Genomic DNA, 12,798 nt, shown 5'->3' on the forward strand with positions numbered 1-12,798 from the left:
GTGCGGCGGGGCTCTGCGGGACGGGACCGGACCTGTCTCCTGGTGGCCGCCCCGGGGCCTCACCCCTGCGGGCGCTGGTCTTCCCCGTCGCCGCCCTGGCCGCTGCCGCCGTCACCGCCACCGTTGCCACCGTTGCCACCGTTGCCACCGTTGGCGCCGTTCGCCCCGTTGGCCTTGGGAAAGCTTTTGGCGTGGGCGCGCAAGCGGCCCGTGACGTCCTCCGGCGGAAGGAACCGGGACCACCGCTCGGGGAACTCGGAGGGCATGTCGGGGTCGTCGGGGTCGTCGTCCTCGTGGGAGCGGATCGCCGCCACGCGGGCGACGTACTCCGCGGCCTCCACCTGGCGGAGCCGTTCGTTGGCGGCGCGGGCGGCGGCCGTCGCGGCGGCCGGCCAGACCCGGTCGATCGCGGCGTTGACGGCGGCGCCGACCAGCACGGCGAACGCGGACACGCCGATCCACAGCATGACGGCGACGGCGGCGGCCAGGGACCCGTAGATGGTGGCACCCTCGATCGTGCTCGTCAGGTAGATGCGCAGCAGGAAACTGCCGAGGACCCACATCGCGAGGGCGACGAGCGCGCCGGGGACGTCCTCGATCCACGGCGAGCGCACGGGCACGGAGACGTGGTAGAGCGTGGTGAGGAACGCGACGGACAGGACGATCACGACCGGCCAGTACAGGACCTGCACCACGGTCGTCGACCAGGGGACGATCCGCACCACCGCGTCGGGTCCGGCGACCATCAGCGGCAGCGCGACCGATCCGATCAGCAGGGCGCCGACGAACAGCAGGAACGCCACCAGCCGGGTCTTGACGATCCCGCGCACGCCGTCGAGGCCGTACATCACGGTGATCGTGTCGATGAAGACGTTCACCGCGCGCGACCCCGACCACAGCGCGAACAGGAACCCGATGGAGATGACGTCGGGGCGGCCGCCCTTCATCACGTCGTCGAGGATCGGCTGGGCGATCTGTCTGACGCCCTTGTCCGAGAGGACCGTGCGCGAGGCGTCGAGGATGTTGGCCTCCAGGCTGGTGATGGTGTCGGTGCCGGTCCAGTCGTCGACGTAGCCGAGCAGGCCGATCAGACTGAGCAGCAGCGGGGGCACGGACAGCAGCGTGAAGAAGGCGGCTTCGGCGGCGAGGCCGAGGATGCGGTACTCGATGCAGGAGTTGACGGTGTCCTTCAACAGCAGCCAGGCCGTCCGCCGCTTGGAGACGTTCCGGTAAAGGGCGCGTGCCCGGTGGAGACGCCCGGTGGGGCTCCCGGGTTGCTCGGGTGACTGACTTCCTGGCTGCACGCCCTAAAGGTATCCGCCGTTCGGGGCCGCACTCACCTCCGGCAAGGCCACTTCACCGGGTCGGGGAGCGGCACGCGGGCTCTTCGGCGGCCATGACTGTCGTACCCGGGGGTAGGTTCGGGCTATGGCAGGCACCACGCACACCGTGACCAACCAGCCCCCGCCCCTGACCGGGTACGACGTCTACGGCGCCGATCAGGCGCTGGTGGCGGCCGTGGAACGGCATCTGGATACGGAGCTGCTCGACGAGGCGCGCAGCGAGCTTTCGGCGCTCGGCCGGGCGGCCGGATCGGCGCAGGTGCAGGAGTGGGCTGTGCAGGCCAATGAGAATCGTCCGGAACTGCGTACGCATGACCGGTACGGGCACCGCGTGGACGAGGTCGACTTCCACCCGGCGTGGCACCGGCTGCTCGGCAAGGGGGTCGGGGCCCATCTGACGGACGCCTGGGTGCGGCCGGGCGGACATGTGCGCCGGGCGGCGGCCTTCCTGGTGTGGACGCAGGTGGAGGCGGGCAACGGCTGTCCGCTGTCGATGACCCATGCGGCGGTTCCCGCGCTGCGCACCGACCCGGAGCTGGCGGCCGAGTGGGAACCCCGGCTGACGTCCACGATCTACGACCGTGAGCTGCGGCCGGCCCGTCTGAAGGCCGGGGCCCTGTTCGGCATGGGCATGACGGAGAAGCAGGGCGGGAGCGATGTTCGGGCGAACGCGACGGTCGCCGCCCCGCTCGCCGAGGACGGCACGTACGCGCTGACCGGGCACAAGTGGTTCTGTTCGGCACCCATGTCGGACGGTTTCCTGGTGCTCGCGCAGGCCGCCCCCGCGCGGGGCGAGGGCGGGCTCACGTGCTTCCTCGTGCCGCGCGTGCTGGAGGACGGCACCCGTAACGTCTTCCGGCTGCAACGGCTCAAGGACAAGCTGGGGAACCGGTCCAACGCGTCCGCCGAGGTCGAGTTCGACGGGACCTGGGCCCGCCGGGTCGGTGAGGAGGGGCGCGGGGTGCGCACCATCATCGACATGGTGGCGGCGACCCGGCTGGACTGTGTGCTCGGCTCGGCGGGGCTGATGCGGCAGGCGGTGGCTCAGGCGATCCATCACTGCACCTACCGTGAGGCGTTCGGCGGCAGGCTGGTCGACAAGCCGCTGATGCGCAATGTCCTGGCCGATCTCGCGCTGGAGTCGGAGGCCGCCACCGCGCTGGGGCTGCGGCTGGCGGCGGCCTGCGACGACGGGGGCGAGGAGGAACGGGCGCTGCTGAGGATCGCGGTTCCGGCGGCCAAGTACTGGGTGACCAAGCGCTGTACGCCGGTGGCGGTGGAGGCGTCGGAGTGCCTGGGCGGAAACGGCTATGTGGAGGAGTCGGGGATGCCCCGGCTGGTGCGCGAGTCGCCGCTGAACTCGGTCTGGGAGGGCGCGGGCAACGTGCAGGCGCTGGACGTGCTGCGCGCGCTTCAGCGGGAGCCGCAGGCGCTGAACGCCTATCTTCGGGAGGTGGGACAGGCGCGCGGGGCCGATCACCGGCTGGACCAGGCGATCAAGGGTCTGCTGACGGAACTGGCCGATCTGGACGGCGTCGAGGGCAGGGCCCGGCGGCTGGCGGAGCGGTTCGCCCTGGTGCTTCAGGGGGCGCTGCTCGTGCGGTTCGCGCCCCCGGAGGTCGCCGACGCGTTCTGCGCCTCGCGGCTGGGCGGGGACGGGGGCGCGGCCTTCGGGACGCTGCCGCACAGCCTGGACCTGGCGTCGATCGTCGAGCGGGCCGAACCCCGGTCCTGACCGGGCCGACCTGCGCGGACAGGAAGCGGGGGTGGTGCCGCGCCGACACGGCACCACCCCCGCCGCAATGGCCCTGCGAGGCCAGGATCGCCGCTCGAGACGGCGTGGCTCAAGCTTCAAACACCCTGTGGACATTCACCAGGGTTGCAGGGGGTTGCAACTTGTCGGTGGTTGTGACCGGACTATGCCCCTCCGTCACCGGTGGACGGCAAGATGGGTGCCTGAAGCAAGACCGGAAACAGTCGGCGCAGGAACTTGACATCCGGTTGTCGTCGTGTGCTCCCGGGAGGCCCAGTGGTGATGCCACAGATGAACGTGCCGCAGCTCGCGGCCGTCGACGCCGCGCGGGCGGCACGGGTGCTCAACGAGGTGCGGGACGCCCGGCTGGCCGGGCAGCGGGCCCGCGTCGCCCCGCGCCCGGTCATCGAGCAGTCCTGGGACCGGATGCTGCGCAGCGGTGTCGACCCCGACCACGATTTCAGAGCGGGGTTGCTGAGCGCCGACGAGGTGCGGCGGCGGCGCGAGGAGTCGCCGTTGCGGGAGGTGCTGCCGGTGCTGCGCGAGGGGCTGCTGTCGGTCGCGGACGTCGCCCACCACATCATGGTCGTCGCCGACGAGGAGGGCCGGGTGCTGTGGCGCGAGGGCTGCGGCCCCGTCCTGCGCAAGGCCGACGGGCTCGGGTTCGAACTGGGCGCGGACTGGGGCGAGGCCGTGGTCGGCACGAACGGTGTGGGCACGCCGGCGGTGGTGCGCCGGCCCGTGCAGGTGTTCGCCGCCGAACACTTCGTGCGCTCGCACGCGGCCTGGACCTGCGCGGGCGCTCCCATCACCGACCCGCGCAACGGGCGGCTGCTCGGTGTGGTCGATGTCAGCGGCCCGCTGGAGACGATGCACCCCGCCACGCTCGCCTGGGTGGACTCGGTGGCGAAACTCGCCGAGTCCAGGCTGCGCGAGAGACATCTGGGATCGCTGGAGGGGCTGCGGGCTGTGGCCGCGCCGGTGTTGGCCCGGCTGGCGGGCCGGGCGGCGGTGGTGGACCCGGACGGCTGGACGGCGGCGGTGACCGGGATGCCGTACGCGAGCCGGCTCGCGCTGCCCAAGTCGACGTCCCCGGGCCGTCGCCGGCTGCCGGCGCTCGGGCTGTGCTCGATCGAGCCGCTGGCCGGCGGCTGGCTGGTGCGGTCGGTGGACGAGGCCGCCGAGCCGCTGCCGCGCGGCACGACCCGGATCGTGCTGGACGTGAGCCGGCCCCGGCGCTGGTCGGTGACGGTGTCGGGGGGCGCGGGGGCGTGGTCCCACGAACTGAGTCCCCGGCACGCCGAGTTGCTGTACCTGCTGGCGGCGGACCGCGGCGGCCGCAGCGCGGCGGCCCTGGCCGAGGACGTGTTCGGCGACTCGGGCCGTACGGTGACGGTGCGGGCGGAGATGTCCAGGGTGCGGCGGTATCTCGGGGGACTCCTGGAACATCGGCCGTATCGTTTCTGCGAGGATGCCGACGTCGAGGTGCAGCTCCCCGCGGACACGCAGACCCTGCTGCCGCATTCGAACGCGCCCGCGGTGGTGAGAAACCGGGCGGCGGCACCCCGGTGACCAGGGTTCCCGAGTCCTTCCGGTGGCGTCTTTCGCATATTTGCGGAGTCTTCGCCCCCGACCGCGCCCGACTGCCGTAGCATCCCCCTACGGGTCACCCCACCTGCTCCTCGGTCAACGTACGGATCATAAGGCGCAGTTGGCCCGCCTCGGGAGGGCAAATGAAGCAACGCGGCCGACACCGCCGGCGCAGACGGGGCAGGGCACTGCGGGCGTTCCTGTCCGGAACCGCTCTCGCGCTCACCGCTGCCGCCACCATGATCAGCGCCTCCCAGGCGACGGTCACCGACGACGGCCCCGGGGACCTGAAACCGCTCACCACCTCGGCCGACACCGCGGCACTGCGGCTCACCGAGAGCCGCGTACCGCAGACCGCCCTGGACCGTCTCGCCGCGGGAATGGGCCGTCCGGTCGGCGTCGGCGCGGTGCTCGGCGGGGCCGAGCGCAGCCTGCGGAACGCGATCGACTGCACGCCCACCGAGCGCGGAACCCTGCCGGTCTCCCCCGTGGCCTCGCGCGCGTACTGCTGGAACACGGACGACACCGAGGGCTGGCAGCCGGGCGCGGTCACCACCTCGGGGGACGCCGACGACGACGGCGTCTGGGGCGCGAACCGGGTGATCCTCTCCGGCTGGTCGCGCAGCGGCGGCACGCCGGCCGACCGGGGGCTGGCCCGGGTCGGCTTCGTGAACGCGGGCGACCTGAACCACCTCTCCTACACCTGGGCACTGCTCGCCGTCCCGGTGGACGACGGACGGGACTACCGGGGACTGGTCTCCCATGTCTCCGGGATGGTCTGGTACCAGGACAAGCTGCTGGTCACCGCCGACGACGGCGACCGGGCCGCGCTCTACGTGTACGACATGAACCGGATCCAGCGCGCCACCGTCGCCGGTGCCGCGGTCGGCCGGGTGCCGGGCGGGTGGTCGGCGAACGGCTACCGCTTCGTACTGCCGGCCATCGGCTCCTACGCGCTGGGCGGCGGTTCCGGCGCGCCGCACCCCGCGACCGTCTCCCTGGACCGCAGCACCGCGCCGGACAGCCTGGTCGCCGGGGAGTGGACCCTCGACGACGGCGACCGCGGCGCCCGCCTGTGGCGCTACCCCTTCAGCACCGCCCCCGGCCACGAGGGGCTGCTCGCCACGAACGCCAACGGCCGGGTACGGGCCTCGCAGGCGTACGAGACGAAGCTGACAGGCGTGCGGGGCCTGCTGTCGTACGGGTCGCAGTGGTACGTGACCCGGGCAGCCGGACCGGACGACGAACACGGGACGCTGTGGCGGCAGGACGCCGCGAGGAAGGACGACGAGGCCGACGACGAGGCGAGCGGGTCGCGGGCGGCCGTGTGCGGCGCCGAGGACACGCACGACTGCTGGAGCCCGCGAACCGACTCCCTCTCCTATTGGGAGGAGACCGGCGAAGTCTGGACGCAGTCGGGACGAGTGCTCTTCGCCCTGCCCCTGGCCTCGATCGACAGAACGACCGGGTAGATGATTCCCTGACGGGCATGACCCGCATCCCCGTGACCACTTGGTCCCTGGAGCAGACCGATCCGGCCGACGCACTCCCGGCCGCCGCGCCCGAGGGCGACGTCCGGATCGTCCGCTCCGAGGTCCCCTCCCCCGAGTTCAGCCGCTTCCTGTACGCGTCCGTCGGCGGGGACATCCGCTGGATCGACCGGCTGCGCTGGACGTACGCGCAGTGGCAGGAGCACCTGGCGCGTCCGGGGGTCGAGACCTGGGTCGCCCACGACCGGGGCACCCCGGCCGGGTACGTGGAGCTGGAACCGCAGGACGACGGGGTCGTGGAGATCGTCTACTTCGGCCTGATCCCGGCCTTCCGGGGACGGCGCGTCGGCGGGCACCTGCTGTCGTACGGCGCCGCGCGCGCGTGGGACCTCGCGGACCGCTGGCCGGGGCTGCCGCAGACCAAGCGGGTGTGGCTGCACACATGCAGCCTGGACGGCGAGCACGCCATGGACAACTATCAGCGGCGCGGTTTCAAGCTGTTCGACACGAGGGTCGAGGAACAGCCCGAGGTCTCGGCGCCGGGCCCCTGGCCGGGCGCGTTCCCGGTCTGACCACCCGTCCGCCCCCGCTCATACCGGCTGTGACCTGCGTCGACAAGAGTCCGCGCAGGTCATGTGATCGACGCCACCCGCGTCTCACATTTCGGGACCAGGGTGTCCGCATCGCGGACGAAGCTGGACTGTGTCCAGATCGCCGTGACACGCTTTCGTCATGTCCGGAACTGGAATTGCCTTGGTGAGTCGGCGACACGTCGACCTCGGCCGCATGTCCAGCGCCATCTGTCCGGCGAGCTGACGAGCCGCAGCACCGCCGACGTCTCCGCACAGCCTTCTGCCCGCGCGATGACGCGCATGTACTCCCATGCGCCCGTACGCCCAGGTCAGAGCCGCCCCGCCCGCCACCCGACCACCACCCCTCGCGGACGGCGCCACGCGCCGACACCTTTCCTCCGCTGTCCGAAGGACTGATCAACCATGGCCGCCACCCCGCAGAACCCTGCCGCCGAGACTCCCCGCCGCAAGGTGAGCCGTCACCGCGGTGAGGGCCAGTGGGCCGCGGGACACTTCACCCCGCTCAACGGCAACGAGCAGTTCAAGAAGGACGACGACGGTCTCAACGTGCGGACACGCATTGAGACGATCTACTCCAAGCGCGGTTTCGACTCGATCGACCCCAACGACCTGCGCGGCCGGATGCGCTGGTGGGGCCTCTACACCCAGCGCAAGCCCGGGATCGACGGCGGCAAGACCGCGATCCTGGAGCCGGAGGAGCTGGACGACAAGTACTTCATGCTGCGCGTCCGCATCGACGGCGGCGCGCTCACCACCGAACAGCTGCGGGTGATCGGCGAGATCTCGCAGGAGTTCGCGCGCGGCACCGCCGACCTCACCGACCGGCAGAACGTCCAGTACCACTGGATCCGCATCGAGGACGTGCCCGAGATCTGGAACCGCCTCGAGGCGGTCGGCCTGTCCACCACCGAGGCCTGCGGTGACACCCCCCGCACGATCCTCGGCTCTCCCGTCGCCGGCATCGCCGAGGACGAGATCATCGACGGCAGCCCGGCCGTCGAGGAGATCCACCGCCGGTTCATCGGCAACAAGGAATTCTCCAACCTGCCGCGCAAGTTCAAGACGGCGATCTCCGGATCCCCGCTCCTGGACGTCGCCCATGAGATCAACGACGTCGCGTTCGTCGGCGTCGAGCACCCCGAGCACGGCCCGGGCTTCGACCTGTGGGTCGGCGGCGGCCTCTCCACCAACCCGAAGATCGGCGTCCGGCTCGGCGCCTGGGTCCCGCTGGACGAGGTCCCGGACGTCTGGGCGGGTGTGATCGGCATCTTCCGCGACTACGGCTACCGGCGCCTGCGCAACCGCGCGCGCCTGAAGTTCCTGGTCGCCGACTGGGGCCCGGAGAAGTTCCGCCAGGTCCTCCAGGACGAGTACCTCGAACGCACGCTCGTCGACGGCCCGGCGCCCGCCGCCCCGGTCGAGCGCTGGCGCGACCACGTCGGTGTGCACCGCCAGCGGGACGGCCGCTTCTACGTCGGTTTCGCCCCGCGCGTCGGCCGCGTCGACGGCGCCACCCTGACGAAGATCGCGGAGCTCGCCGAGGCGCACGGCTCGGGGCGGGTGCGCACCACCGTCGAGCAGAAGATGATCGTCCTCGACGTCGAGGAGGCGCAGGTCGCCTCGCTGGTCGAGGCGCTGGAGGCGCTGGACCTGACCGCCAGGCCCTCCGCGTTCCGGCGCGGCACCATGGCCTGCACCGGCATCGAGTACTGCAAGCTCGCCATCGTCGAGACCAAGCAGCGCGGCTCGGCGCTGATCGACGAACTCGAGCGCCGGCTCCCCGACTTCGACGAGCCGCTCACCATCAACATCAACGGTTGCCCGAACGCCTGCGCACGTATCCAGGTCGCGGACATCGGTCTCAAGGGCCAGCTGGTCCTCGACGAGCGGGGCGAGCAGGTCGAGGGCTTCCAGGTGCACCTGGGCGGTGCGCTCGGACTGGAGGCCGGCTTCGGCCGCAAGGTCCGTGGGCTGAAGGTCACCTCGGAGGAACTGCCGGACTACGTCGAGCGCGTCCTGAGGCGCTTCCAGGACGAGCGTGAGGACGGCGAGCGCTTCGCCGCCTGGGCCACCCGCGCCGGCGAGGAGTCCCTCTCATGAGCGAGCGGGCCGTCCCTTTCCACTGCCCCTACTGCGGCGACGAGGACCTGCGTCCGAGCGAAGCCGCGGAAGGCGGTCACGGCGCCTGGGAATGCGCGGCGTGCAACCGCGCATTCCAGCTGAAGTTCCTCGGGCTGCTCGCCCGGGGTGTTCAGCGAACCGACCCGGGAGGGGACCGGATATGACGACGGTTCAGGAAGGCCGTTCCACCGACGAGTTGAAGGCACTGGCCGAGCAGGCCGGCCGTGACCTGGAGGAAGCCACCGCTCTGGAGATCCTCCAGTGGGCGGTGGACACCTTCGGCAAGCAGTTCTGCGTGACGTCCTCCATGGAGGACGCCGTGGTCGCGCACCTGGCGTCCCGCGTCCTGAAGGGCGTGGACGTGGTGTTCCTCGACACCGGCTACCACTTCCCCGAGACCATCGGCACCCGGGACGCGGTCGAGGCCGTGATGGACGTCAACGTCATCACGCTGACCCCGCGGCAGACGGTGGCCGAGCAGGACGCCGAGTACGGGCCGAAGCTGCACGACCGCGACCCCGACCTCTGCTGCAAACTGCGCAAGGTGCAGCCGCTGGAAGAGGGGCTCGAGGGCTACCTGGCCTGGGCCACCGGCCTGCGGCGCGACGAGTCCCCGACCCGGGCGAACACCCCGGTCGTCGGCTGGGACGAGAAGCGGCAGAAGGTCAAGGTCTCGCCGATCGCCCGCTGGACCCAGGACGACGTCGACGCGTACGTCACCGAGCACGGCGTCCTGACCAATCCCCTGCTGATGGACGGTTACGCCTCCGTCGGCTGCGCCCCCTGCACCCGCCGTGTCCTGGAGGGCGAGGACGCGCGTGCGGGCCGCTGGGCAGGACGCGGCAAGACCGAGTGCGGACTGCACGGCTGACCACGATGACCGCGACCGCCACGAACGCCCCCGCACCCACCCCCACTTCTACGAACCGGGAGAACCACGTGACGACCGGAGCCACCGTCTGGCTCACGGGTCTGCCGAGCGCCGGCAAGACCACCATCGCGTACGAGCTGGCCGGCCGGCTGCGTGCGGAGGGCCACCGCGTCGAGGTGCTCGACGGCGACGAGATCCGCGAGTTCATCTCCGCGGGCCTCGGGTTCAGCCGCGAGGACCGGCACACCAACGTGCAGCGCATCGGCTTCCTGGCGGAGCTGCTCGCCCGCAACGGCGTCAAGGTCCTCGTCCCGGTGATCGCGCCCTACGCGGACAGCCGTGAGGCGGTGCGCAAGCGCCACCAGGAAGGTGCGACCGGCTACCTGGAGGTGCACGTGGCGACCCCGGTCGAGGTCTGCTCGGTCCGTGACGTGAAGGGTCTGTACGCCAAGCAGGCGGCGGGCGAGCTGACCGGGCTCACCGGGGTCGACGACCCGTACGAGGCCCCCGAGTCGCCCGACCTGCGGATCGAGTCCCAGGACCAGACCGTGCAGGAGTCCGCGGCGTCGGTGTACGCCCTGCTCACCGAGAGGGGACTGGCATGACGACGACCGTCGCCGAGACCGAGGAGGGCACGGCGGGTCCGTACGCCCTCAGCCACCTGGACTCGCTGGAGTCCGAGGCGGTGCACATCTTCCGCGAGGTGGCGGGCGAGTTCGAGAACCCGGTGATCCTGTTCTCCGGCGGCAAGGACTCCATCGTCATGCTGCACCTGGCGCTGAAGGCCTTCGCGCCGTCGCCGGTGCCCTTCTCGCTGCTGCACGTCGACACCGGGCACAACTTCCCCGAGGTCCTCGAGTACCGCGACCGGGTCGTGGACGCGCACGGGCTGCGCCTCCACGTGGCGTCCGTACAGGACTACATCGACCGCGGAGTGCTGCGCGAACGCCCCGACGGGACGCGCAACCCGCTCCAGACGCTGCCGCTGACGGAGAAGATCCAGTCCGAGAAGTTCGACGCCGTCTTCGGCGGCGGTCGCCGCGACGAGGAGAAGGCCCGCGCCAAGGAACGGGTGTTCTCCCTGCGCGACGAGTTCTCCCAGTGGGACCCCCGCCGCCAGCGTCCGGAGCTGTGGAACCTGTACAACGGCCGCCACGCCCCCGGTGAGCACGTCCGCGTGTTCCCGCTGTCCAACTGGACCGAGCTCGACGTCTGGCAGTACATCGCCCGCGAGGGCATCGAGCTGCCCGAGATCTACTTCGCGCACGACCGGGAGGTCTTCCGGCGCGGCGGGATGTGGCTGACCGCCGGTGAGTGGGGCGGGCCCAAGGACGGCGAGAGCGTCGAGAAGCGCCTCGTGCGCTACCGCACCGTCGGCGACATGTCCTGCACCGGCGCCGTCGACTCCGACGCGGTGACGCTCGACGACGTCATCGCCGAGATCGCCGCCTCCCGGCTCACCGAGCGGGGCGCCACCCGCGCCGACGACAAGATGTCCGAGGCCGCGATGGAAGACCGCAAGCGCGAGGGGTACTTCTAAGCATGAGCACCATCACCTCCGAGGAACTCTCGGCCACGACCCTCCTGCGGTTCGCCACCGCCGGTTCCGTCGACGACGGCAAGTCCACGCTCGTGGGCCGGCTCCTGCACGACTCCAAGTCGATCCTCACCGATCAGCTGGAGGCCGTGGAGCGCGTCTCGGCCAGCCGCGGCCAGGAGACCCCCGACCTGGCACTGCTCACCGACGGCCTGCGCGCCGAGCGCGAGCAGGGCATCACCATCGACGTGGCCTACCGCTACTTCGCCACGCTCCGGCGCCGGTTCATCCTCGCCGACACCCCCGGCCATGTGCAGTACACCCGCAACATGGTGACGGGCGCCTCCACGGCCGAGCTGACGGTGATCCTCGTCGACGCCCGCAACGGCGTCGTGGAACAGACCCGCAGGCACGCGGCGATCGCGGCCCTGCTGCGGGTCCCGCACGTGGTCCTCGCCGTCAACAAGATGGACCTCGTCGAGTACCGGGAGTCCGTCTTCGCCGCGATCGCCGAGGAGTTCACGGCGTACGCCGGCGAGCTGGGCGTCCCCGAGGTCACCGCGATCCCGATCTCGGCGCTCGCCGGGGACAACGTGGTCGATCCGTCGGCGCACATGGACTGGTACGGCGGGCCGACCTTCCTGGAACACCTGGAGACTGTCCCGGTCAGCCACGACCTGGCGCACTGCCACGCCCGGCTGCCCGTGCAGTACGTGATCCGTCCGCAGACCGCCGAACACCCGGACTACCGGGGGTACGCGGGCCAGATCGCGGCCGGCACGTTCCACGTGGGCGAGGCGGTGACGGTGCTGCCGTCCGGTCGCACCTCGACGATCTCCGGTATCGACCTGCTGGGCGAGCCGGTGGACACGGCGTGGACGACCCAGTCGGTGACCGTGCTGCTCGCGGACGACATCGACGTCTCGCGCGGCGACCTGATCGTGCCGACCAAGGACGCGCCCGCCACCACACAGGACGTCGAGGCGACCGTGTGCCATGTGGCCGACCAGCCGCTGACCGTCGGACACCGGGTGCTGATCAAGCACGGCACCCGCACGGTCAAGGCGATCGTCAAGGACATCCCGTCCCGTCTCACACTCGACGACCTGTCCCTGCACCCGCACCCGGGACAGCTCGTCGCCAACGACATCGGCCGCGTGAAGATCCGCACCGCGGAGCCGCTGCCGGTGGATTCCTACGCCGACTCCCGGCGCACCGGCTCGTTCATCCTGATCGACCCGGCCGACGGCACCACGCTCACCGCAGGCATGGTCGGCGAGTCGTTCGCGTCGCCCGAGCCGGTCAAGAACAAGTCCGACGACGACGGTTGGGACTTCTGAGGATGACTACGACCGACTTCTACTCGACGTTCGCGAAGGAGGGTGGCCGCATCGGCAGCGGCGCCCTCGGCAGCGGGCAGGGCGGAGTGGCGCGATGTGCGCTCTGACGTACGCGCACTGCCTGCGCGCCCCGTCCCCCCACCCGACGTCTCGGAAACGA

12 protein-coding genes are annotated in these 12,798 nt (G+C 71.3%); 11 read left to right on the forward strand and 1 reads right to left on the reverse strand.

What is annotated here, in order from left to right; translation table 11 throughout:
• Positions 1-59: 59 nt before the first annotated feature.
• Entirely contained in the window at positions 60-1,304 is a 1,245-nt protein-coding gene (locus tag OHS71_RS10270) for a YihY/virulence factor BrkB family protein (protein ID WP_328479068.1), read from the reverse strand.
• Between the two features lie 124 nt (positions 1,305-1,428).
• Here OHS71_RS10270 and OHS71_RS10275 point away from each other — a divergent pair, with 124 nt between their 5' ends.
• The 11 genes from OHS71_RS10275 to OHS71_RS10325 all read left to right on the forward strand — a co-directional run bounded on the left by OHS71_RS10275 (position 1,429) and on the right by OHS71_RS10325 (position 12,638).
• Positions 1,429-3,078, forward strand: a complete 1,650-nt coding sequence (locus OHS71_RS10275; protein ID WP_328479070.1) for an acyl-CoA dehydrogenase family protein — start codon at positions 1,429-1,431, stop codon at positions 3,076-3,078.
• 309 nt (positions 3,079-3,387) lie between these two features.
• On the forward strand, positions 3,388-4,668 hold the full coding sequence (locus OHS71_RS10280) for a helix-turn-helix domain-containing protein (RefSeq protein ID WP_328484463.1): 1,281 nt from the start codon (positions 3,388-3,390) through the stop codon (positions 4,666-4,668).
• Positions 4,669-4,829: 161 nt separating this feature from the next.
• The gene (locus tag OHS71_RS10285; RefSeq protein WP_328479072.1) at positions 4,830-6,158 is read left to right on the forward strand and encodes a hypothetical protein; all 1,329 of its coding nucleotides are present in this window, start codon (positions 4,830-4,832) and stop codon (positions 6,156-6,158) included.
• A gap of 17 nt (positions 6,159-6,175) precedes the next feature.
• Positions 6,176-6,748 (forward strand): GNAT family N-acetyltransferase, encoded by a 573-nt coding sequence (locus OHS71_RS10290; RefSeq protein ID WP_328479074.1) that lies wholly within the window; start codon positions 6,176-6,178, stop codon positions 6,746-6,748.
• 160 nt (positions 6,749-6,908) lie between these two features.
• Positions 6,909-6,992 (forward strand): putative leader peptide, encoded by an 84-nt coding sequence (locus OHS71_RS10295; protein WP_309486338.1) that lies wholly within the window; start codon positions 6,909-6,911, stop codon positions 6,990-6,992.
• 179 nt (positions 6,993-7,171) lie between these two features.
• A complete protein-coding gene (locus tag OHS71_RS10300) occupies positions 7,172-8,869 on the forward strand; it encodes a nitrite/sulfite reductase (protein WP_328479076.1) in 1,698 nt (565 codons plus the stop codon).
• Positions 8,866-9,054, forward strand: a complete 189-nt coding sequence (locus OHS71_RS10305) for a hypothetical protein (protein WP_328479078.1) — start codon at positions 8,866-8,868, stop codon at positions 9,052-9,054. The genes OHS71_RS10300 and OHS71_RS10305 overlap by 4 nt, the downstream gene beginning before the upstream one ends.
• Positions 9,051-9,761, forward strand: a complete 711-nt coding sequence (locus OHS71_RS10310; RefSeq protein ID WP_328479080.1) for a phosphoadenylyl-sulfate reductase — start codon at positions 9,051-9,053, stop codon at positions 9,759-9,761. Before OHS71_RS10305 ends, OHS71_RS10310 begins: the two co-directional genes overlap by 4 nt.
• A gap of 5 nt (positions 9,762-9,766) precedes the next feature.
• Positions 9,767-10,366 carry an adenylyl-sulfate kinase gene (gene cysC / locus OHS71_RS10315; RefSeq protein WP_328479082.1) on the forward strand — a complete coding sequence of 200 codons (600 nt, stop codon included), beginning with the start codon at positions 9,767-9,769 and terminating at the stop codon, positions 10,364-10,366.
• Positions 10,363-11,301 carry a sulfate adenylyltransferase subunit CysD gene (gene cysD / locus OHS71_RS10320; RefSeq protein WP_328479084.1) on the forward strand — a complete coding sequence of 313 codons (939 nt, stop codon included), beginning with the start codon at positions 10,363-10,365 and terminating at the stop codon, positions 11,299-11,301. The genes cysC and cysD overlap by 4 nt, the downstream gene beginning before the upstream one ends.
• 2 nt (positions 11,302-11,303) lie before the next feature.
• Positions 11,304-12,638 (forward strand): sulfate adenylyltransferase subunit 1, encoded by a 1,335-nt coding sequence (locus tag OHS71_RS10325; RefSeq protein ID WP_328479086.1) that lies wholly within the window; start codon positions 11,304-11,306, stop codon positions 12,636-12,638.
• Positions 12,639-12,798 lie beyond the last annotated feature (160 nt).

Source organism: Streptomyces sp. NBC_00377 (assembly GCF_036075115.1).
In the GTDB taxonomy this organism is placed as follows: Bacteria; Actinomycetota; Actinomycetes; order Streptomycetales; family Streptomycetaceae; genus Streptomyces.

Coding starts and splice junctions, on each gene's coding strand:
- cysD (WP_328479084.1), top strand. CDS start 10,363: ATGACGACGACCGTCGCCGAGACCGAGGAGGGCACGGCGGGTCCGTAC.
- OHS71_RS10305 (WP_328479078.1), top strand. CDS start 8,866: ATGAGCGAGCGGGCCGTCCCTTTCCACTGCCCCTACTGCGGCGACGAG.
- OHS71_RS10295 (WP_309486338.1), top strand. CDS start 6,909: ATGTCCGGAACTGGAATTGCCTTGGTGAGTCGGCGACACGTCGACCTC.
- OHS71_RS10280 (WP_328484463.1), top strand. CDS start 3,388: ATGAACGTGCCGCAGCTCGCGGCCGTCGACGCCGCGCGGGCGGCACGG.
- OHS71_RS10300 (WP_328479076.1), top strand. CDS start 7,172: ATGGCCGCCACCCCGCAGAACCCTGCCGCCGAGACTCCCCGCCGCAAG.
- OHS71_RS10325 (WP_328479086.1), top strand. CDS start 11,304: ATGAGCACCATCACCTCCGAGGAACTCTCGGCCACGACCCTCCTGCGG.
- cysC (WP_328479082.1), top strand. CDS start 9,767: ATGACCGCGACCGCCACGAACGCCCCCGCACCCACCCCCACTTCTACG.
- OHS71_RS10285 (WP_328479072.1), top strand. CDS start 4,830: ATGAAGCAACGCGGCCGACACCGCCGGCGCAGACGGGGCAGGGCACTG.
- OHS71_RS10310 (WP_328479080.1), top strand. CDS start 9,051: ATGACGACGGTTCAGGAAGGCCGTTCCACCGACGAGTTGAAGGCACTG.
- OHS71_RS10275 (WP_328479070.1), top strand. CDS start 1,429: ATGGCAGGCACCACGCACACCGTGACCAACCAGCCCCCGCCCCTGACC.
- OHS71_RS10290 (WP_328479074.1), top strand. CDS start 6,176: ATGACCCGCATCCCCGTGACCACTTGGTCCCTGGAGCAGACCGATCCG.